This is a genomic window from Vibrio sp. YT-19(2023) (genome assembly GCF_033337395.1).
The window spans coordinates 19213-39458 of record NZ_JAWOQN010000036.1 but is presented as its reverse complement, the minus strand read 5'-3'; the positions used below and the strand labels follow the sequence as shown (position 1 = coordinate 39458).

Genomic DNA, 20246 nt, shown 5'->3' with positions numbered 1-20246 from the left:
AACTCCCCTCAATAGAGGGGAGTAGAAGTACAATTACCAGCGGTAGTTTGCGTTTAGCATAACAGAGCGAGACTGGCTGTAGTAACACCAGTAATCGCAACCTGAAACAAACTCTTTATCTAGGATGTTGTTCACGTTTAGCTGTGCTTGCCACTGTGAAGTGATGTCGTAAGTGACTGACGCATCCCAAAGAGTGACAGAAGGAACCGTTAGGTTCGAGCTCTTAGGGTTATCTTTTGACTCACCTACGTAGCGCACACCAGTACCGATATTGAGGCCTGGAATCAGGCTGTAGGCGCTGTAGTCTACCCATGCAGAAGCTTGGTGCTCAGGAATAAGTGCGGCTTGTTTTTTACCTTGGCCAAAGCTCTCATCTGTTTTCGCTTTAGTGTAGGTGTAGCTTGCCATCAGTTTTAGATCGTCTGTTAGCTGCGCCGTGCTTTCTAGCTCAATACCTTGAGATGTCACTTCACCTGTTTGTGTCGCAATCCATGTTGATGGGTTAGTGACCAATGCATTCTTTTGCGTGATGTCGAACCATGCAAGGTTGATAAAGCCATCCATAAAGCTTGGCTCATACTTTACACCCACTTCTACTTGCTCGCCTTCCAGTGGTTTGTAAAGTTCATTGGTTGCCGCATCAATAGTGCTGATCACTTCAAACGACTGAGAGTAGTTTGCGTAAGGTGACAGGCCATTGTTTGCAAGGTACATCACACCCGCACTTAGAGAGAGCTGACCATCATCACGAGATTCACTTTGATCAACGGTAGCGCCTTTGCCAGAGTTTTCTGTTTTCACCCAGTCGTAACGAGCACCGATGTTACCAATCCACTGTTCATGCAGTTTCAATTGGTATTGTGAATAGAGACTTGCTTGAGACTTCTCAATCTCACGTTTCACGTTGTTAGCAGGATCAAGAGGGGTGAAGTTGCCGTAAACTGGGTTCCACGGATTGATGGTGCCAAATGCGTAGTTGTCCTGCTCGTCGCCATCGGTTTTGTGGAATTGCAGATCCATACCGATAAGCACTGTGTGCTCTGCGTTGTCTGTCATCCAGTTGCCGACAGCATTGTTATCGAACGTGATGCTCTGGTTTTTTCCGTCACGGAATACGATGCCTTGCGTTAACTCTTCTTTCGCTGGATCGTTGTTTGAGAACGCGTAAGAGCTGCGCAAGTACAACTCATTCGAACCGTAGTTGAGGTTTTGCGAGAGTGACCACGTGTCATTGATGTCGTGCTCTAGTAAGTAACCTAGAGAAAACTGCGTGCGTTCGTATTTATCGTAGTTTGGCTGACCAAGGTTAGTCGAAGGATCGATTTTGCCAAAGTTAGAACCAATCAGAGTACCTGCAGCTGGGAAGAATGGGTTAGTTGGTACACCGTCATCATGAAGGTAAGTTGCCAAAACGGTCAGCATTGTACGGTCAGAAATGTCGAACTCGACACTTGGCGCTAGGTAGAAACGCTCGTTGTTTGTGCCGTCCAGTTCACCATCTTGGCTTGTCATCAAGCCAACCAAACGATAGCGCACAGTGCCTGCGTCGTTTGCTTCGTCAGCAATGTCAAAACCTACGGATTGGTGTTGGTTGTTGCCAACTTCGACTTTTACTTCGCCTTGAGGCGTAAACGTTGGTTTTTTCTGAACAGCATTCACGATACCGCCTGGTGCCGATTCACCAAACAGAATAGCCGATGGACCTTTAACGACTTCTACACTTTCTAGGCCGTAAGGTTCGACCAACCATGTGTAGTAACCATCGCGGAATAGGCGGTTGCCGTTTAGGTAAGTCGCTGCATCAAATCCACGAACTTTGAACCAATCAGTGTCGTTGTCTGCGCCATAAGGCTGAGCGGTTACACCAGACGTGTAGCGTAATGCTTCATCTAGCTTTTTCGGTGCACGAACACGAAGTTCATCTTCAGAAATGATAGATACGCTGCGCGGCGTTTCTGCTGCCGGGGTTTCTACTTTAAGTGCTTGCGCGGTGACCGTTATGGTCTCCATGGCAATCACGTCATCTTGTACGACGTCTTCTTGAGCTTGTGCTGTGAATGCAACCACTGCTGTAGGTGCTAAAGCACAAACCAACGCGTTGCGGATAGCGATGGTCAGTGAGTTATTCTTTTGCATAAATCTATTCCCGATAATTATGATTAACGCTAAGCTTAATTGTAATTATTATCATTTGATCTTTTGTTTCGGTATTTTACTGACTTTTGTATCAAAAGATAGTAAAACGTTCGCAAATTCATTCGCGGTACCTAAAGTCATTGTTATGTTCAATTGGTTTGAAAAGCTGACCCAACCCTTTCCCCAGATGGAAACCGAAAAGCCACCGAAGACGCTATTTGGCTTTTGTCGTTTTTACACTCGTGGCTTTGAAGCCCCTTTACTCGTTATGGCTGTGTTCAGTGCGCTTATTGCTATTACTGAGGTGACGCTGTTGCGTTATATGGGCGAGCTCGTCGATATTCTCTCTAATCAAGATCGCGCAACATTCTGGCAAGACCAGGGTGATCGCATGCTAATGATGCTGTTCTTAGTGGCGGTTGTGATGCCAGCTCTCGGTTTTGTCCACTCAATGGTGATGCACCAAACGTTATTGGGTAACTACCCGATGTCTATCCGTTGGTTGATTCACCGTTACTTGCTAAAACAAGCGGTTGGATTTTTCCAGCGTGACTTTGCAGGCCGAGTTGCGACCAAAGTGATGCAAAGTGCGTTAGCGGTACGAGAAACGGTCATGAAGCTGGTGGATGTACTGGTTTATATCAGCGTTTATTTTCTTTCGATGCTCTGGATGATGGGCGAAGCCGATGGTTTGCTAATGTTGCCTATTGTGATTTGGATAGGAATGTACGCGGTTATCCAGTTCTACTTTATCCCTAAAATGAAACAAGTAGCGACAGAGCAAGCGGATGCTCGTTCTGTAATGACTGGGCGCATTGTCGATTCTTACACCAACATATCTACCGTAAAGCTATTCGCGCACTCGCAACGAGAGTTGGAATACGCAGAAAGCAGCATGAAGCAATTTTTGGTGACGGTTTACCGCCAAATGCGCATGGTGACTTGTTTACTGTTTAGTGTGGATGCCATCAACTATTTGCTGCTGATGTCTATTAGTGCCATTTCGGTTTATCTATGGCTAGATCACGCTGTAACAATTGGTGCTATTGCGATTGCCATCAGTATTGCGTTGCGCGTACAAGGTATGTCGAAGTGGATCATGTGGGAAGTTAGCGCACTGTTTGAAAACATCGGTACAGTAGTAGACGGTATTAATACGATTTCAAACGATGTTGAAGTGAAAGACGTACCAAATGCTAAGCCTTTGCAAATCTCTCAAGGTGAGATCTGCTTTGATCACGTAGGTTTTAACTACAGTGATGAGAAGGCAGTATTTGAGAACTTGAATCTGACTATCAAACCGGGCGAAAAAGTCGGCATTGTCGGTCGCTCTGGGGCAGGTAAATCCACGTTGGTCAACTTGTTGCTGCGCTTTTACGACGTAAATAGCGGTAAGATTTGTATTGATGGACAGGACATTTCTCAAGTTGAACAAGAGTCGCTTCGCCAACACATCGGTATGATCACGCAAGACACCTCTTTGCTGCATCGTTCAATTAAAGAGAACATTCTTTACGGTGATCCAGATGCTTCAATGGATGCCGTTATCGCAGCTGCTGAGAAAGCACATGCTCATGATTTCATTCAATCTCTACGAGACGAGCAAGGTAACGTTGGCTATGACGTTGAAGTGGGTGAACGCGGTGTGAAGCTGTCTGGTGGTCAGCGTCAACGTGTGGCGATTGCTCGCGTTCTGCTGAAAAACGCGCCAATTTTGATCATGGATGAAGCAACGTCTGCACTTGATTCAGAAGTGGAGTCGGCAATTCAAGAAAACCTTGAAGTTCTGATGGAAGGAAAAACAGTGATCGCGATTGCTCACCGTCTATCAACGATTGCCGCGATGGATCGTTTGATTGTAATGGATGACGGCAAAATCATTGAGCAAGGCTCGCATTACGAGCTGCTGCAATTGGGTGGTGTTTACGCTCAGTTGTGGAAGCATCAAACCGGTGGCTTTTTGTCTGAGCAAGGTGATGCTCAACTGCAAGTCATCTAATATGACGCTACACGAAAGAGGAGCAAATGCTCCTCTTTTTTGTGTCTGTCGTTTATACCGAGTAAGTAGGCGTTAATGGGCAACGTTAACTTGTGATTATTCATTAAGTTAGGCCAACTTAATGATGATTATGTTTATAACTCACTGTCGTTATTGAATTTTTTACGCTTTTTTTACGCGAACTCCGAATGGGCTTTTGCTAAAGTTTTCTACATCGAATTTTGGTTGATGTATTTTATGTTTGTTCAATGGCGAGATAACACCTTTCTCTTTTCTACTACCGTGATTGTTGGCGCGGTTGTCGTCTCATGGTTGTTAGACTAACTGTTTGGCTCTACAGCCGCAGTCCTGCTGATTTTACAGTTAGCAGTCGTGGTAGTGGCGTTTCAATGCAACTCGCGATTCGCTTATGCGGCGGCGGTGATCGAAGCGTTGAGCTTCAACTTCTTTTTCACGACGCCTCGTTACTCTTTGCAGATGTTTCGTCCGGAAGACATTTTTAATTTAGTCGTGTTTATGGTGGTGGCATTTATCACCAGCACCTTTGCGGATCTTTATCGTCGCCAGCAGGGAGAATTAAAACAAACCAAGCTGCAAAACAGCATCCTGCTATCGGTGTCCCATGACCTACGCACGCCGCTGGCAACCATTATTGGAACACTGACCACACTCAACGAGTACATGCCCAAGCTCAATGACTTAGAGCGCAAAGAATTGCTCGACAGTGCGACTTCAGAAAGCCATCGCTTGCATCAATATATCGAGAACCTCTTACAGGCGACTAAGCTCCAGCACGGCACATTAAAAATTACCAAAAAAGATGAGCTGATTGCAGATATTGTGCGGGATGCGGTTTCTCGTTTGCCGAATTACACCGAGAAAGTGTCCATGAATATGGATGATGCCGTTGGTTATTTATCAGTAAGTCGTTCGCTCATCGAACAAGCGATTTTTAATGTGTTGGATAATGCCATGCGATTTTCACCAGAGAATGAATCTGTTGAGGTTTCACTTTCTAAGCAGAGTTCGTCGTGCGTGATTGATGTTCGGGACATGGGAATTGGCATCAAAGCTGAAGATGCGGAAAAAATATTCAACCTTTTCTATTCCGGCGCGAACAGCAAATCGGCCGATTCAGGCACCGGAATGGGACTCGCGGTTGCCAAAGGCATCATCACCGCACACCAAGGATATATTCAATCTATGTCAGTATCAGAAGGGACGCTGATCCGCATTCGACTTCCACTCAATGAAGGAGCAGAGCAGGCGTGAGTTACAAAGTTTTAGTCGTGGACGATGAGCCTCGCATTCATACCTTTATTCGAATTTCGCTGTCTGCTGAAGGGTTTGATTACATTGGCGCGAGTACCATTTCAGAAGCCAAAGCGTGTTTCGAAGCGCATTCGCCGCACGTCATTTTGCTAGATTTAGGCTTGCCCGACGGCGATGGGGCGGAGTTTCTCACTACGCTTCGTCAGACCTATAAAACGCCAGTGCTAGTGCTGACAGCTCGCGATCAAGAAGAGGAAAAAATCCGCCTTTTAGAAGCGGGCGCGAATGATTACTTGAGCAAGCCTTTTGGCGTAAAAGAGCTCATCGCGCGCATCAAAGTGCTGGTTCGAGATTTGGTGGATGAGCAAACCGTCGCTGATGAGCTGGTGGCTGGCCGAGTCAAAATCATCAAAAGTACTCACCAATTTTGGTTGGATCAGAGGGAAATTCCACTCACCAAGAAAGAGTTTTCTTTCATTGAACAGTTGATTCTCAAGCCGGGAAAACTCATTGAGCAAACTCATTTGCTAGCGGTGATTTGGGGAAAAAGTCATGTCGAAGATACTCACTACTTACGTGTGTTAGTGAGTCAACTACGCAAAAAACTGAACGATAGTGCTGACGAACAGCGGCTATTAAAAACCGAGCCGGGGCTGGGTTATCGTTTAGTGCTAGAGGCGTCCAAGCACCACTAAATTCCAAATTTAATCAACGTTAATGCCAAGGTTTAGTGCTGGTTATCGGCACTCGAACAGGATTCGTGTTGCCTATTTTCCGTGACGGAAAATCAGTCTAACCCTTAACGCATTAGCATTTTCTATACATAAAACACAGTTAGGTATTGATATGGCTCACTTTACAGTAATTGGTCTAGGGCGATTTGGCGTTGCCGCCAGCTTAGAACTTATTCATCTTGGACACACCGTAACGGGGGTGGATAGCGACCCGAAAATCGTCGAAAAATACGTCGAAGAGTTAACGCAAGCGGTCATATGTGACGCAACAGACGAAGGTGCACTCAGAGAGTTAGCGTTAGCGAACAGTGATGTGGTGTTGGTGGCGATTGGCGAAGACATGCAAGCCAGTTTGTTGTGTACGCTGGCGCTGAAAAATCTGGGTGTGAAATCTATTTGGGTCAAAGCGAGCACCAAAGCACACCACACCATCGTGTCTAAGCTTGGTGTACAACGCATTATTCATCCGGAAGAGGAGATGGGCGTAAGAGTCGCGCAGGCACTCAACTATCCGATGGTGAACAACTATTTGGAAATGGGGCATGGTTTGTATGTGGTGGAAATCCACGTTAAATCCAATCTGCACGATACGCCGCTTTCTAAGTTGATCAGCCGAGGCAGTTACAACATTCAGCCTATCTTGGTGAAGCGCGAAGAAGCCGTCTACACCAATATCAATGATGAGTTTGTGCTTAATGAGTTCGACACGCTGTTGCTTTGCGGTAGTCGCGCTGAGCTGAAATACGTCGCTCCAAGGTTGGTGTAACATGGTTTTGTGGCATCCCTCTGTTATCCCAATCGAGCGAAAACCCAAAGCGGGCAAAAAATTGTTGGGCGCACCGCCATTAATACTTAGCCTCAGCTTTGCGTGCTTGATCATGCTCGGCACGGTCTTACTCAAACTGCCGATTGCCACCACAGAGCCCATCACTTGGATTCAAAGCCTGTTTACAGCAACATCGGCCATTACGGTGACGGGATTAGTTGTGGTGGACACGGGCACGGCGTTTACGCCTTTTGGGCAAGTGGTTATTGCTTTCCTGATTCAATGTGGTGGCCTAGGTTTGATGACGTTTGCTATCGTGACCTTGCTGGCTCTGGGCGGAAAAATTGGCTTTTTGGAGCGAGCAGTCGCGAGAGAGGCGTTCAACCAGACTGATTCATCGACACTCATTGCCACTGCTAAATCTGTATTGATGTTCGCTCTGCTCGTTGAACTTATTGGTTTCACTATTTTGAGCGTTTATTGGAGTGAAGAGCTGGGCTGGGAAACCAGTTTGTTCCATGGTTTCTTCTACACCATCAGTGCGTTTAACAATGCAGGTTTTGCGTTGAGTGCCGATAGCTTAATGCCTTACGTGGACGACCCGGTCGTTAACTTCACCATTACCAGTTTGTTCATTATTGGTGGTTTAGGCTTCTCGGTTTGGATTGACTTAAAACGCAATCGCCGTTGGCATCGACTCACCGTTTACAGTCGAATGATGATCTTAGGCACGATGATCATTAACGTGGTGGCACTTATCGCGATTTATCTGATTGAATATGACAACCCCAACACGCTTGCCCCGTTGAGCGAAGCAGGGAAATGGTGGGCATCGTGGTTTCAAGCGGTGACGCCAAGAACGGCAGGGTTCAACACTTTAGCTATCGATCAGTTGGAAGATGCCACAACGGCGATCATTCTGGTGTTGATGTTTATCGGCGGTGGATCATTGAGTACGGCAAGTGGCATTAAAGTTGTGACATTTATAGTGTTAGTCTTGGCGACTTACAGCTATTTGCGTCGCGATGAAGCAACCTATGCCTTTCAACGCGAGATTCCCAAAGAGACCATCAGCAAGGCATTGGCGCTGACTCTGATCTCGGTGGGGGTGACTTGGTTTGCCATATTCACGCTGTTACTGACAGAGAAAGAGTCTATGTTAGACATTATGTTCGAAGCGGTCTCGGCACTGGGTACGGTTGGGTTATCGCGAGGCTTAACGGGCAGTTTGTCCGAACCGGGTGAGTTAGTGATCATCTTCATGATGTTTATGGGACGATTAGGCCCCCTTACTTTGGCGTACTTCTTAGCCAGTCCAAGAAAGAAAAAAGCGCGTTACGCGAGCACTAAACTGGCAATAGGGTAAATGGGCTAACTCGTACAAAGTGAGCAAAAGGCTAGACAAAAGAGGAGTAACTGCTCCTCTTTTTGTGCTCGTTGTAGCCACGAAACTGTATACGGCAGTCTCTCTCACAACAATTTATGATTCATCTCTATTTTTTATCATTTATAAATTGTCGTTTTTGAGGTGTTGTCCAGAATGGCATTATCCACGTGCAACATAAGATTGCCGGGAATAAAAATAATTACAATACTGCCTTACTGGAAGATACATGAAAATCAAACCCCTCCCACCTTTAAATAGCCTCGTTGCGTTTGAAGCGTCGGCGCGGCACTTGAGTTTTACGTTAGCCGCTGACGAGCTAAACGTGACCCAAGGTGCTATCAGTCGCCAAATTAGACAATTAGAAGAATACTTAGGCAAGGCTATGTTCACGCGAGCCAATCGAAGCATTAATTTAACGCCTACAGGTCTTCAATATTATCAAGCTGTCAGCCAATCTTTGCTCGATATTGCTCAAATCACGGGTGAAGTGAAGAAGTGGCAGGGCGAACAAAAGATCACGGTTGCGACGACAAATGCAATGGCAGCCTTGTGGTTGTTGCCTAAGGTTGCTCAATTTCAAAATGAACATGATGACATCGATATAAGAATATTGGCCTCAGATAATGTGTTGGACTTACGCCGATTAGATTGCGATCTCGCCTTGTTTTATTGTCGCACTCCACCTGCGGAAATGGATGTGACAACGCTATTTTCAGAAGAAGTATTCCCTGTGTGTAGCCCGCTTTATTTAGAGAAAATCGGCCAGCCTAGTGAGCCAGAAGAAATCTTCAATAAAACGTTACTCTATCTGGAGGAGTCTCAAAGAGATTGGGTGAATTGGGAGCAGTGGTTTGCGAGTGTAGGATTGCCAAATATTTCGCCTCGTAATCGCATGAACATCAATAACTATCCAATGCTGTTACAAGCGGCAATTAATGGTCAGGGCATCGCGTTAGCCTGGGGATCATTAGTGGACGACTATTTACAAAGCGGTGCTTTAGTTAGGCCAGTCGAACACGTGCTTTCAACACCTTCCAATTTCTCTATGCTTGAACCTAAAAATAGAGGTTTAATCCCAGCAAGCGTCAAGCGTTTTAGAGAGTGGCTTTTGCAACAGTTGCCAGATGAGGTGGGTGATCGAGGTTTAGCCTAAATCAATAAGCAGAGAAAATAACAGAGTTTGGTCATGTTAAAAAAGCGGGAGTACCAGTTCCCGCTTTGTTTTAATTGATTGATGAAACGACGCACTAACTTAGTACTGGTCCCTGATTGAGTGTGGAATCACTTTTTTGTGAGGATCTTGAAGCGATAGGCTCGGAAGCCACTGTTTTGCTTTCAACAAGCGGTTCAACAGGACCATCAAGTTTCTCTTGCTCTGGGTGAACATGCTCAGGCAGCATTGCCCATGGCTTAGGTTCGCGTCGAATACTATGAAACAGCGTTAAGCTCATCACCGCGATAAAAATGGCGATAGGGAAACCGGCAATAATGGAGGCCGTTTGCATTGCTTTTAACCCTCCTGCGTATAGAAGTACTCCCGCAATGGCTGCGATCATGATCCCCCACAATACGCGTATAGAGGTAGGAGGCTCACTGTGCCCAGCGGCATCGAGGGTACATAGAACCAAGGTACCCGAGTCTGCGGAGGTAATGAAATAAGTACCGAGCAATAGACACGCAAGTACGCTAAGTAGTTTACCAAACATACCTGTATCTAGATTGTCGAATAGCGTAAACAAAGCGCGTGTCGTATCGGCTTTAGTCGCTTCAAGAATCGGGCCGCCAGAAAAATCCGCAGGTGGTGTTTGTTTGGCTTCTTGTGCCGCAGTGACTTGCTCTTGATGAGCAACACGAGCGTCTTGCTCTACCTTCAACGCTGCACCACCAAATACTGAAATCCATAAGAACGTGATCAGCGTGGGTACGATGAGAGCACCGCCGATAAGTTCACGTATTGTGCGTCCTTTAGAGATACGAGCCACAAACATGCCAACGAAAGGTGCCCAAGTCATCCACCAAGGCCAGTAATAAGCCGTCCACCAGTTTTGCCAGCCAGAGTCATTCTGTGCATCGCTCCATAAGCTCATACCGACAATGTTTTGTGCATAAAGCCCCGTACTTTCGAGTAGCGTATTTAAGATATAGCGAGTTGGACCAATGTAAAGTACGACTAGCACGAGTGCGAGTGAAAGCAGCATGTTCCATTCTGATAAACGGCGAATACCTTTTCCTACACCAGATAGCACCGACGCAACCGCACAAGTACAAAGGGAAACGATAATAAAGAGTTGAATCCCCAAACTAATGTCTAGACCAAAGGCTTGATTCAAACCAGAGTTTATTTGGATAACTCCCATCCCCAAGGTTTGAGAGATACCGAAAGCAGTCACCGCGACTGTTAGGATATCAACCGTGTGTCCGATAGGCCCATAAATACGATCACCAATCAAAGGGTACAAGATAGAGCGTAGGGTAAAAGGCAGATCTTTACGGTAGGAAAAGTAAGCTAATGCGAGTGCAACAATGATAAAGACAGACCAAGGATGTAGACCCCAGTGAAAGAATGTCAGTTTCATTGATGTTGTTGCGGCTTCATTGGTCAGGCCTTGAGTAAATGGGTTGTCAGCGTAATGCCACATCGGTTCGGCGACCGACCAGAAAATTAAGCCTATCCCCATGCCTCCGGAAAAAAGCATGGATACCCAAGACAAATAACTAAACTCTGGTTTTTCGTCATCTTTACTCAAACGAATATGCCCATATCGACTAACCATAAGGTAAAGAAGAAAACCGACAACGAGTGAAACAAGTCCGATGTAAAACCACTTCATATTCTGTAGCAAAATGCCGGAAATCGTTTCGAAGTATTGGCCCGCTTGATTGGCGAGAATGGCGCAGAAAAGTACAAAACCGATAACGACGATCTTTGATGCGATTGTCACAGTCGGATTGAGTCCTTTCAATATCCCAGATGTTGCTCTCATAGGCATCCCTCACAGTGCGTTTGTTTTAACGTTATTGTTTGTTGCGTTATTGTTAATTTTTGAAAGAGAGTAGAGAGAGGGCTTTTGTGTTTCAACTGATTAATACTCATCGGTTAATGAGTATTAATCATGACAAGAAGATCATTGTTAATTAAAAGGTTATTTTTTTGTTCGAGATCAATGCATGAATGACAAAAACTCATCCAAGCCCGGCGAAAAAGTCGTTTGTTTGTTGCCGGGTTGTTAATCACAATTATCTCCACTAACACAACACGATGTTGTACGCACTGGATGCAACTCGACTCTCGGAGATAAGAATATGAGCAATGTCAACCAAACCATTATTCCTGTTGAACTTGTTGATAATGTACTGAACCCAATCAGTGAAGCAACAGGAATGCCGAATCAGGCCTACACCAGCGAAGAGTATTTTACTTTTGAGCGTGATCAGGTGTTTGGTAACACTTGGGTATGTATTGGTTTTGCATCAGACCTGCTTAAAAATGGTTATGTAATGCCACTTGATTTCATGAATCTTCCACTACTCATGATGAGAAATCGTCAAGGTGAAGTCCAAGTCTTCCACAACGTGTGTAGCCACCGAGGTATGAAGCTGGTTCATGAGGCAGGCGAAGTTCAAGGCATGATTCGCTGTCCTTACCATTCATGGACGTACGATCTTGACGGCAATCTAAAAGGCACACCACACATTGGTGGTATCGCAAAACACAAAGATGACCGATTTAAGTGTGAAAAACATGGCCTTAAGCCACTTCGTTCAGCCGTTTGGATGGACATGGTGTTCGTCAACTTATCGGGCAATGCAGAAAGCTTTGAAGAGCATATCGCGCCGCTAGAGCAACGTTGGCAGCAATTCTTAGGTGAAGAAGGATTAGGGCTTCTTCGCCGCGTGAACATGGGTGGCAACCTAGAGATAGAAGTGAAAAGTAACTGGAAGCTTGCCGTAGAAAACTACTGTGAAGCTTACCACTTACCTTGGGTGCATCCGAGTTTGAACAGTTATTCTCGCCTAGAGGATCACTACAACATCATGTTTGCAGAGCGTTTTGCTGGCCAAGGTAGTCTCGCATACAACCTCTCTGATACTGCAGGAACACACTTACCTAAATTTCCAAACTGGCCAGAAGATAAACTGCGTCATGCAGAATATGTTGCACTCTTTCCAAACGTGTTGCTTGGTATTCAAGCCGATCATGCCTTTGCGATGATGATTGAACCAATCACTGCGAATAAGAGTGTTGAGCACCTACGTGTTTTCTATGTGGGTGATGAAGCAACGAAAGATGAGTTCGCTGCGTGCCGTACTGCTACCGTTGAGTCATGGCGAGTCGTATTCGGCGAAGATATTGGAGCGGTCGAGGGCATGCAGGAAGGTCGTTACTCACCTGGCTTTGGTGGTGGTGTGTTCTCACCAGAAATGGATGTTCCGACGCATTTCTTTCAAACCTGGTTGGCAAAGCAAGTGAAAGCGGCACTGGAGCAGTAATATGATGCATTACCTTAATTATATTGATGGTGAGTGGTGCGATTCAGAGCAAGCGCTGACCGTCATGAACCCTGGCACAGCCGAAGCGTATGCGACGGTTGCAGAAGCCACTATCACCGATGCAGATCGCGCAATGGCAGCGGCACGTCGAGTAGTCAATCAAGGCGTTCTTTCGGACGTTCGTCCAGCCGTCAGAACCGAGTGGATGTTAAAAGCCGCCGCGGCTATTCGTGAAATGGCTGATGAAGGTGGGTTAGTTGCCTGCCGTGAAAATGGGAAATCTTTGCAAGATGCCAAAGATGAGTTTTTAGAATCGGCACGTTACTTCGAATACTACGCTGGCATGGCCGACAAGCTAGAAGGCACGTCAATTCCGTTGGGTAAAGATTATGTCGATTTCACCCAATATGTGCCGTTTGGTGTGTCAGTGCAGATTGTGCCGTGGAATTTCCCAGTTTCTATTTGTGCACGCTCATTAGCACCTGCATTAGCTGCTGGTAACGCAGTGGTGATCAAATCGCCAGAGATTTCCCCACTCGCTATGACGTTGTTGATTAAAGCGATTGAAAAAGCGGGTTTCCCAAAAGGCGCGATTAACTTGCTATGTGGCAAAGGCTCCGTAGTTGGCAGCCACTTGGTGCAGCATCAAGACGTTGATCAAATTGTCTTTACAGGTTCTGTGCCGACCGGCCAACGCATACTGAAAGATTCAGCGCAACGCGCCACACCATCTGTGATGGAGCTGGGTGGTAAATCGGCCGCTATCGCACTGAAAGATGTGAGTCTCGAAACGCTTTTACAAAGCGTTCAAGTCGGTATTTTCTTTAACGCTGGTCAAGTTTGTTCGGCAATGTCTCGTTTGCTAATTCAAAAAGAGCGTTATGAAGAAGTAAAAGCGGCGGTAGTGAAAATGGCGCAAGACCTAACCATTGGTCAAGGTGAAAGCCAGCCGGATATAACACCGTTGGTATCGGCTGATCAACAAGCGCGCGTGCTTGAAATGATAGAACAAGCAAAAGCCGACGGCGCGAACATCCTAACGGGTGGATACGCCCCTGATTTGTCGGGTTACTTTGTGGCACCGACGGTGATTGAAGCCTCACCAGATATGCGTATTGCTCAAGAAGAAGTGTTTGGTCCTGTACTGGTAATTACACCGTTTGAAACCGAGCAAGAGGCCGTTGAAATCGCGAATGGCACCGATTTTGGCCTGGTCGCTGGTGTCTTTGGTGAAAGCCTAAACCAAACATTGCGTGTGGCACAGCAACTGCGTGGTGGACAAGTGTTCATCAATGAATGGTTTGCTGGTGGCATCGAAACACCATTTGGTGGCGTGGGCTTGTCCGGGTTTGGGCGAGAAAAAGGACAAGAAGCGATTTATAGCTACGTCCAGACACGCAATATTGCCATTCGTTTGCAGCAAGACAGCAACGTATAGCTACCGTGTAACTGTATTTTCATCACCTCGTACCGGCTTGGATTTCAGACCACAAGCTAGGGCGAGGTTGATGGAATCACAACAAATCTGACAGCGGTTTGTAAACACGGAAATTCTGAACAAGGTAGTTGGAGTATAAGTGATGAGAAAGTGGCTCTGTATTATTTGCGGCTTAATCTATGATGAAGCACAAGGTTGGCCATCCGATGGCATTGCACCAGGAACAGCATGGGAAGATGTACCGGATGACTGGTTATGTCCTGACTGTTTAGTGGGTAAGGCCGATTTTGAAATGATCGAAATCACCGACGATGTGCCACTAGAAGAGGTTGCAGTGGTGTCTTCGGTGTCGGTAGAAGCATCTGTTCAGCCAAATACGGCTCAGCCACTTCCATCTGAAGTCACTCAACCTATATTTTCAGCTGACCCTATCGTTATCATCGGCAGTGGCCACAGTGGTTACCAGTTGGCAGCGGCACTTAGAGCACAATCTGAAACGGTTCCGATCACTGTCTTTACCGCTGATGATGGCGCACTGTACAGCAAGCCTGCCTTGTCTAATGCACTGGTCATGAATAAAGACGGCGACGCGCTACAAAGTGAGAGCGCGTTGGAGTGGGAAAGCCGTCTCAACATCCGAGTTTACCCGCATACCCGTGTTGAACAGATCGATCGTGCCAATTCAACGTTACATACCTCCATCGGTAAATACGCCTACAGCCGCTTGGTACTGGCAACAGGTGCATCACCGATTGAAATCCCAATTGAGGGCGATCGCTCTTGGGTTATGAGTGTGAACGACTTAGTTGATTACCGCCGTTTCAGAGCGGAGCTGCAAGACAAAAAGCGCATCGCGATCCTAGGTGATGGCTTAATTGGCTGTGAGTTCGCAAATGATCTGATCGAAAGCGGTTATGAAGTAACAGTTATCGGGTTGGGTCAATGGCCAATGGAGCGTTTGATCCCGCAACAGTTGGGTGAATCATTACAAAGCGCACTTGCCGATCGAGGCGTGCAATGGGCTCTACAAGACAGTATCACCAGAATCGAACCAAGGTCGGAATCTAGTGCGGTTTTACATCTAAACAGTGGCAAGCAGATTGAAGCAGATCTAGTGCTGAGCGCGGTTGGACTCAAGCCAAATGTTTCTCTGGCTGAGCGCGCGGGGCTTGAAGTTGGCCGGGGCATTAAAGTGAATCAATTCGGCCAGACGAGTGATGAGAATATTTACTCGCTAGGTGACTGTGTTGAAACTGAGCAAGGTTGGCAGCCCTATATTGCACCGATTAATCAAATGATCCCTTCTGTAGCGAAAAGCTTGCTAGGCGATGTCGCCCCTATCTCGTTAACACCAACTCCAGTGATTGTAAAAACGCCGATTCTTCCACTCACGATTTTCCCGGTAGCCGCTGAAGAACAGGGACAATGGTACATCGAGACCCAAGCAGATGAATTGACCGCTGCGTTTTATTCACCAGAAGGAGCAATGCTCGGTTTTGCGTTGCTAGGAAGAAAAGTACAGTCATTACGCGGCCCTTGGCTAGATCAATTGTCATTGAAACTGTCAGCAGCGTAGCGGAGAAAAAAGATGATTCATTTACCCAATGATGACGTGACGTGTGGTTGGTACCATGCGTTGCCAAGTATTCCAGAAAAATCGGCGTTAAAAGGTAAACAAAGTGCTGACTATGCCGTGTTAGGTGCCGGTTTCGCAGGCCTAGCTATGGCAAGACGTTTAGCTGAACTTATGCCTAATGCACGAATTATACTGATTGATGCGCAACGTATCGGCCAAGGGGCTTCAGGAAGAAATTCGGGCTTTGTTATCGATTTGCCTCATAAGTTTTCACTTGAGCATCCCGACCCTGAGCACAAACAAAAGTTATTGTCGCTCAACCGTTCTGCGATTGCTCAGCTAAACACTTTAGTGTCGAAGCACAGTATTTCTTGTCAGTGGTCAGCAAAGGGCAAATATCAAGGAGCCGTAGGGGCGCGCGGTGAAGCGTATCTCGATCACTTTGAGCACCTAATGAAAGACCTTGGCGAACCATACTTCCATGTTAATGGCAGTGAGCTGGCGAAAGTCTTGGGAACCAACTACTACAGCCGCGCAATTTACACGCCAGGTGGTTATTTAATGCAACCTGCTGCTTTGGTGCGTGGGCTAGGGGAAAGCCTTCCAGAGAACGTCGAGGTGTTAGAGAACTCGCCAATCCGCAAGCTCAGTAAAGAAAACGGTTGCTGGGTATTACATGGAGATAGTGGCTCTGTTGAAACCCCTGAACTGCTGCTTGGGACCAGCATTTTTACTCGGGAGTTTGGTTATCTTAAAAACAGACTACTTCCAGTGATGACGTTTGCAAGCTGGACGCGTCCATTAACCGACGCAGAAATGCAACGATACGGAGGTGAGCTGAATTGGGGGTTAACTCCAGCTGATCATGCGGGAACGACGTTACGTATGACCGCCGATCGACGTATTTTGATCCGCAATACTTACAAACACGTGCCGAAATATGGCTCAAGCATGAACGATAAAGTCAGAGAACAAATTCGCGACGATCATCGTCAGGTCTTTCTGGCGCGTTATCCCGAGCTGGCCGACGTACCATTTACTCACACATGGGGTGGGGTGTATGCAATCTCTCGTAACTTTACTAACTTTTTCGGTCAATTAGATGAAGGTGTTTATGCCAGCGCTTGTGACAATGGTGTTGGTGCTGCGTGGGGAACCATTTCTGGAACACTGTTAGCTGACTATGTCGTTGGTGCGACATCTAAATCATTGGATGACATACAGCAAGTGACAGGAATGCCTTGTTTGAATCCGCCAGAGCCTTTTTTAGGTTTGGGAGTAAAAACGCGTATCCAATTAGCAAAATGGCAAAGCCGGAGTGAATTATGAAGCCAGTCAAACTTGTTGATAGTAAAAGTCTAGATTTCAATGTTCGTGGTGATACGCCAGGAATGGCGTATGTTGCCAGGGCGTTAAGCCCAGAAATTTCACCAAACATAGGCGTAGGCTTTGCTAAATGGGAAGGCGCTAAAGTGGCTTGGACAGTGCTTTATGATGAGGTTATTTTCGTGATTGAAGGCTGTTTCGAGCTGACCGCAAATGGTGAAACACATTTTGTGCACCCAGGTCAGATGCTGTGGATACCGGAAGGGACTGAATTGGTTTATGGTGGGCATGCTCTGTTCGGCTATGTGGTTCATCCAGGAAACTGGAAAGAGTTACATGGTATTGAATGACTTTTATCATTTAGTTGTGTTTCGGAAAGGCAAAATAAAAATCTGATTTTTAACCATAACTTTTCGCAAAAGAACTTAATCTCAATGGAGCAAGGGTTTCATACTTGCTATGTTTCTTGGTCACGTTTCCAGACGTGTTAGACCTTTCTCAATTGCTATTTTATCTATCAAAAAGGGAAGCCTTGGCTTCCCTGTAATGAGTCTTCTTTTGGCTTGGCTAAAGCTTTTATTTTAGCTCAAATTTACCCTGCATGATTGCCCAGTGACCCGGGAACGAACAGAAGAATGAATAGTCACCGCCGGCTTTCATTTTCTCAGTACTGAACGTAATGCTGGTGCTTTCACCGCCACCAATTACTTTTGTGTGAGCGTAGACGCGATCATCATTTGGTTTTACGTAGTTATTTTCTGCTCCAGCTGCCATGCCATCAGTACCGACTGCTTGTAGGTTGGCTGTGTCAGAGATGACCACGTTGTGACCCATCGATTGCGCTGGCATCTTACCTGTGTGATTCAGCGTTAGTTTTACCTCTTTACAAGTGGCTGGTACGCTCAATGTTTTAGTAGAAAACTGCATCATATCGTTAGCATCTAATGACACTTCACACTCGGCACTGGCTTGGGCACCAAAGCTCATTCCTACTAATGCGAAGGTTGTTGCTAATAAACGTAAAGACATATAACACTCTCCATTTTGTATTTTAGGCTGACTTGGATTGATCTTATCCAATAGTTCTCATTATCAGCCAATTTTCACTCCAAAAACGTGCTTCAATCGGTATATTGACGTTTTGTTGCAAGCTTGTACTGGTCAGTTCCGCTATTTGATCACTCAAATGCCTTATTTCATGCGATTGCGTGAGTTAAATCAAAAGTCGTGATTAGCCAGAGTTAAGGTGAAAATAATCTCTCTAAACGGGTGGCAGAATTGTTTGGTTTTACGGTATTGGAGAGGTTTCAAGAAAGAAGCTCAGCTAAATTGCTGAGCTTCTAGAGAACAGACGACAAGTAGGCCTAGCGAGTTTGCTTTAACGTGTGCAACACATCATGCAGTGAAGGTGCGACAGTATGGCCTAATTGCTTTATTTCGTCACAAGGCTCAACCAAATCAGGAATTTGATAAGTGATCATGTTCGCTGCTACCGCAGCACGTACGCCATTATTTGAATCTTCAAAAGCGAGACATTTGGTTGGATCTACGCTTAGACGACTTGCTGCAAGCAGGTAGATCTCTGGATCAGGTTTGCCGTGTGACACTTCACAGCCTGTCGTTAAGTTGTCGAAATACTTGCTTAGGCCCGCTAACTCCAACTTCTTCTGTGCCACTTCTTTTGCTGTAGAAGTGGCGACTGCAATTGGCAACCCTTGGCCTTTCAACCACTCAAGCAGCTCAATCACCCCTTCTTTTACCGGTATCGCTTGGTGCTTAACCACAGCGTCGTAACGGTCGCGCCACTCTTGGTGTAAGCGGTCAAGATCATCCCCATAAGCTTTACGAAAAATCACTTCAATGCCCGCTGCATTGCGACCAATGATTGAAAGGTAAACATCTTTATAGAAGGGTAGATTCTGGGCTTCACATGCTTCTTGGAAAATATGCATACAGACGCGCTCAGTATCAAGGAGCAAACCATCCATATCAAAAATAGCAGCTTGGTAGTTCATTACATTAAGACTTTTTGGTTGGGATGGCGCATTTTGACACAAGCAGATCGTTTTTTCTTCTAAAAATTAGAACTTGATTTTGATCCTATGAGTTCACATTGCCTCTGAACACACTATACACAGAGTCTATAAATTAGGTGTGAAATATAATATTTTTAAAATTATAAAAATTTCAGTTAAATAGATAAAACTCTATCTTAATATAAGCTAGAGTTTTATTAATATTCTATTGTTATTTTAACTATTGGATAATTTATTAATAGTTAAAATTAATAATAAAATAATACCAAGTCACGATTGTTTACGACTGCATGAGTGTACCAGCTCTTGACTTCAGATATTTGTTGCTCTGATAAGCCTCCGAAGTCAACGTTATCTTGGTGAATATCTTGATTTTTTATCATAAAAACAACAGGGAAATCGTCAGGGAGTGGGAATTTTATGGGATAATCGGTATTAGTGAATGGAATATCGCAGAAATCGTTGACATCGCAAGGATACCAAGAGTTATTGGATAAGTAATAACCAGTGATCTTACATATAGCTTCAAGCAAGTAAGCATAGGCGTAACCCAAGTGACTGTATTTTATCTCTTCAGACAGCATCTGCATAAGAAGCTCTTCAGCTCGGATGCTTTCGCCACTACTTTCCAGCATTTCATTAATCACTTTAAAGGAGTCTTGACACCTTTCCATGATGGCTTTTTCTAGCTCTGGATTACGCTCATTCTTTAGTACGTTAAAAACCTTTTCAGTATCTAATGAATATACTGTCGCCCCATATCCCATATTTTATTCTCCTCACTTTTATACAGTTAAATTCATTTAAGTGTTTTTATCGAAGGGATTATATTTGGATGTTTTTTGAAGGTAAAGTGTATACATAGAGGTTGTATTTATTATGATGAACTTTGAAAGTTTAGATTCTTAAAATAAATACTATATATTTAATTTTATTAGATCTGGCTCATAAAAATACCTTAACTATTATTGTGTTTATTGTTAAGGGTTATTAAATCTGTGAGGTGGTTCAAGACAATAAAATTTAGAAGAAAATACCGTCAAACTTAGGTGGCTATTCTATCTGAGCACTCAGCTCACTACTTA

General features: G+C 45.3%; 15 protein-coding genes and 2 pseudogenes. 12 read left to right on the top strand and 5 right to left on the bottom strand.

Annotated elements, in window-relative coordinates; translation table 11 throughout:
* Nucleotides 1–33 precede the first annotated feature (33 nt).
* Entirely contained in the window at nucleotides 34–2136 is a 2103-nt protein-coding gene (locus tag R7E78_RS20450; RefSeq protein ID WP_318058184.1) for a TonB-dependent siderophore receptor, read from the bottom strand.
* Nucleotides 2137–2281: 145 nt separating this feature from the next.
* On the opposite strand from R7E78_RS20450, the gene R7E78_RS20445 reads away from it, so the two are divergent.
* From R7E78_RS20445 to R7E78_RS20420, 6 genes and pseudogenes are all read left to right on the top strand, one after another.
* Nucleotides 2282–4135, top strand: coding sequence for an ABC transporter ATP-binding protein (locus R7E78_RS20445; protein ID WP_042521744.1), 1854 nt, complete (start codon nucleotides 2282–2284; stop codon nucleotides 4133–4135).
* Between the two features lie 237 nt (nucleotides 4136–4372).
* Nucleotides 4373–5407, top strand: a pseudogene (locus R7E78_RS20440) (ATP-binding protein).
* Complete coding sequence (locus R7E78_RS20435) at nucleotides 5404–6102, top strand: response regulator transcription factor (protein WP_258484126.1); 699 nt, start codon at nucleotides 5404–5406, stop codon at nucleotides 6100–6102. The pseudogene R7E78_RS20440 and the gene R7E78_RS20435 overlap by 4 nt, the downstream one beginning before the upstream one ends.
* Before the next feature lie 151 nt (nucleotides 6103–6253).
* The gene (locus R7E78_RS20430; protein ID WP_005375180.1) at nucleotides 6254–6907 is read left to right on the top strand and encodes a potassium channel family protein; all 654 of its coding nucleotides are present in this window, start codon (nucleotides 6254–6256) and stop codon (nucleotides 6905–6907) included.
* 1 nt (nucleotide 6908) lies between these two features.
* Complete coding sequence (locus tag R7E78_RS20425; RefSeq protein WP_318058183.1) at nucleotides 6909–8273, top strand: TrkH family potassium uptake protein; 1365 nt, start codon at nucleotides 6909–6911, stop codon at nucleotides 8271–8273.
* A 247-nt stretch (nucleotides 8274–8520) separates the two neighbouring features.
* Nucleotides 8521–9447 (top strand): LysR substrate-binding domain-containing protein, encoded by a 927-nt coding sequence (locus R7E78_RS20420; RefSeq protein WP_005385892.1) that lies wholly within the window; start codon nucleotides 8521–8523, stop codon nucleotides 9445–9447.
* A 94-nt stretch (nucleotides 9448–9541) separates the two neighbouring features.
* Here R7E78_RS20420 and R7E78_RS20415 read toward each other — a convergent pair whose 3' ends face one another.
* Entirely contained in the window at nucleotides 9542–11278 is a 1737-nt protein-coding gene (locus R7E78_RS20415) for a BCCT family transporter (protein ID WP_138939664.1), read from the bottom strand.
* Nucleotides 11279–11597: 319 nt separating this feature from the next.
* Here R7E78_RS20415 and R7E78_RS20410 point away from each other — a divergent pair, with 319 nt between their 5' ends.
* The 6 genes and pseudogenes from R7E78_RS20410 (at nucleotide 11598) to R7E78_RS20385 (ending at nucleotide 17475) form a co-directional block, all read left to right on the top strand.
* Nucleotides 11598–12785 carry an aromatic ring-hydroxylating oxygenase subunit alpha gene (locus R7E78_RS20410; protein ID WP_054577059.1) on the top strand — a complete coding sequence of 396 codons (1188 nt, stop codon included), beginning with the start codon at nucleotides 11598–11600 and terminating at the stop codon, nucleotides 12783–12785.
* A 1-nt stretch (nucleotide 12786) separates the two neighbouring features.
* On the top strand, nucleotides 12787–14223 hold the full coding sequence (locus tag R7E78_RS20405) for an aldehyde dehydrogenase family protein (protein WP_054577060.1): 1437 nt from the start codon (nucleotides 12787–12789) through the stop codon (nucleotides 14221–14223).
* A gap of 142 nt (nucleotides 14224–14365) precedes the next feature.
* Nucleotides 14366–14527, top strand: a pseudogene (locus R7E78_RS20400) (rubredoxin); the annotation flags it as partial.
* Nucleotides 14516–15799 carry an NAD(P)/FAD-dependent oxidoreductase gene (locus R7E78_RS20395; RefSeq protein WP_318058187.1) on the top strand — a complete coding sequence of 428 codons (1284 nt, stop codon included), beginning with the start codon at nucleotides 14516–14518 and terminating at the stop codon, nucleotides 15797–15799. The pseudogene R7E78_RS20400 and the gene R7E78_RS20395, both read left to right, overlap by 12 nt.
* 12 nt (nucleotides 15800–15811) lie before the next feature.
* Nucleotides 15812–17128, top strand: a complete 1317-nt coding sequence (locus R7E78_RS20390) for an NAD(P)/FAD-dependent oxidoreductase (RefSeq protein WP_005385877.1) — start codon at nucleotides 15812–15814, stop codon at nucleotides 17126–17128.
* A complete protein-coding gene (locus R7E78_RS20385; RefSeq protein ID WP_017635301.1) occupies nucleotides 17125–17475 on the top strand; it encodes an ethanolamine utilization protein EutQ in 351 nt (116 codons plus the stop codon). The genes R7E78_RS20390 and R7E78_RS20385 overlap by 4 nt, the downstream gene beginning before the upstream one ends.
* A gap of 226 nt (nucleotides 17476–17701) precedes the next feature.
* On the opposite strand, the gene azu is transcribed toward R7E78_RS20385, so the two are convergent.
* The 3 genes from azu to R7E78_RS20370 all read right to left on the bottom strand — a co-directional run bounded on the left by azu (nucleotide 17702) and on the right by R7E78_RS20370 (nucleotide 19928).
* Entirely contained in the window at nucleotides 17702–18154 is a 453-nt protein-coding gene (gene azu, locus R7E78_RS20380) for an azurin (RefSeq protein WP_005375211.1), read from the bottom strand.
* A 335-nt stretch (nucleotides 18155–18489) separates the two neighbouring features.
* Nucleotides 18490–19140 carry an HAD family hydrolase gene (locus tag R7E78_RS20375; protein ID WP_005385872.1) on the bottom strand — a complete coding sequence of 217 codons (651 nt, stop codon included), beginning with the start codon at nucleotides 19138–19140 and terminating at the stop codon, nucleotides 18490–18492.
* Between the two features lie 269 nt (nucleotides 19141–19409).
* Entirely contained in the window at nucleotides 19410–19928 is a 519-nt protein-coding gene (locus R7E78_RS20370; protein WP_053307894.1) for a hypothetical protein, read from the bottom strand.
* Nucleotides 19929–20246 lie beyond the last annotated feature (318 nt).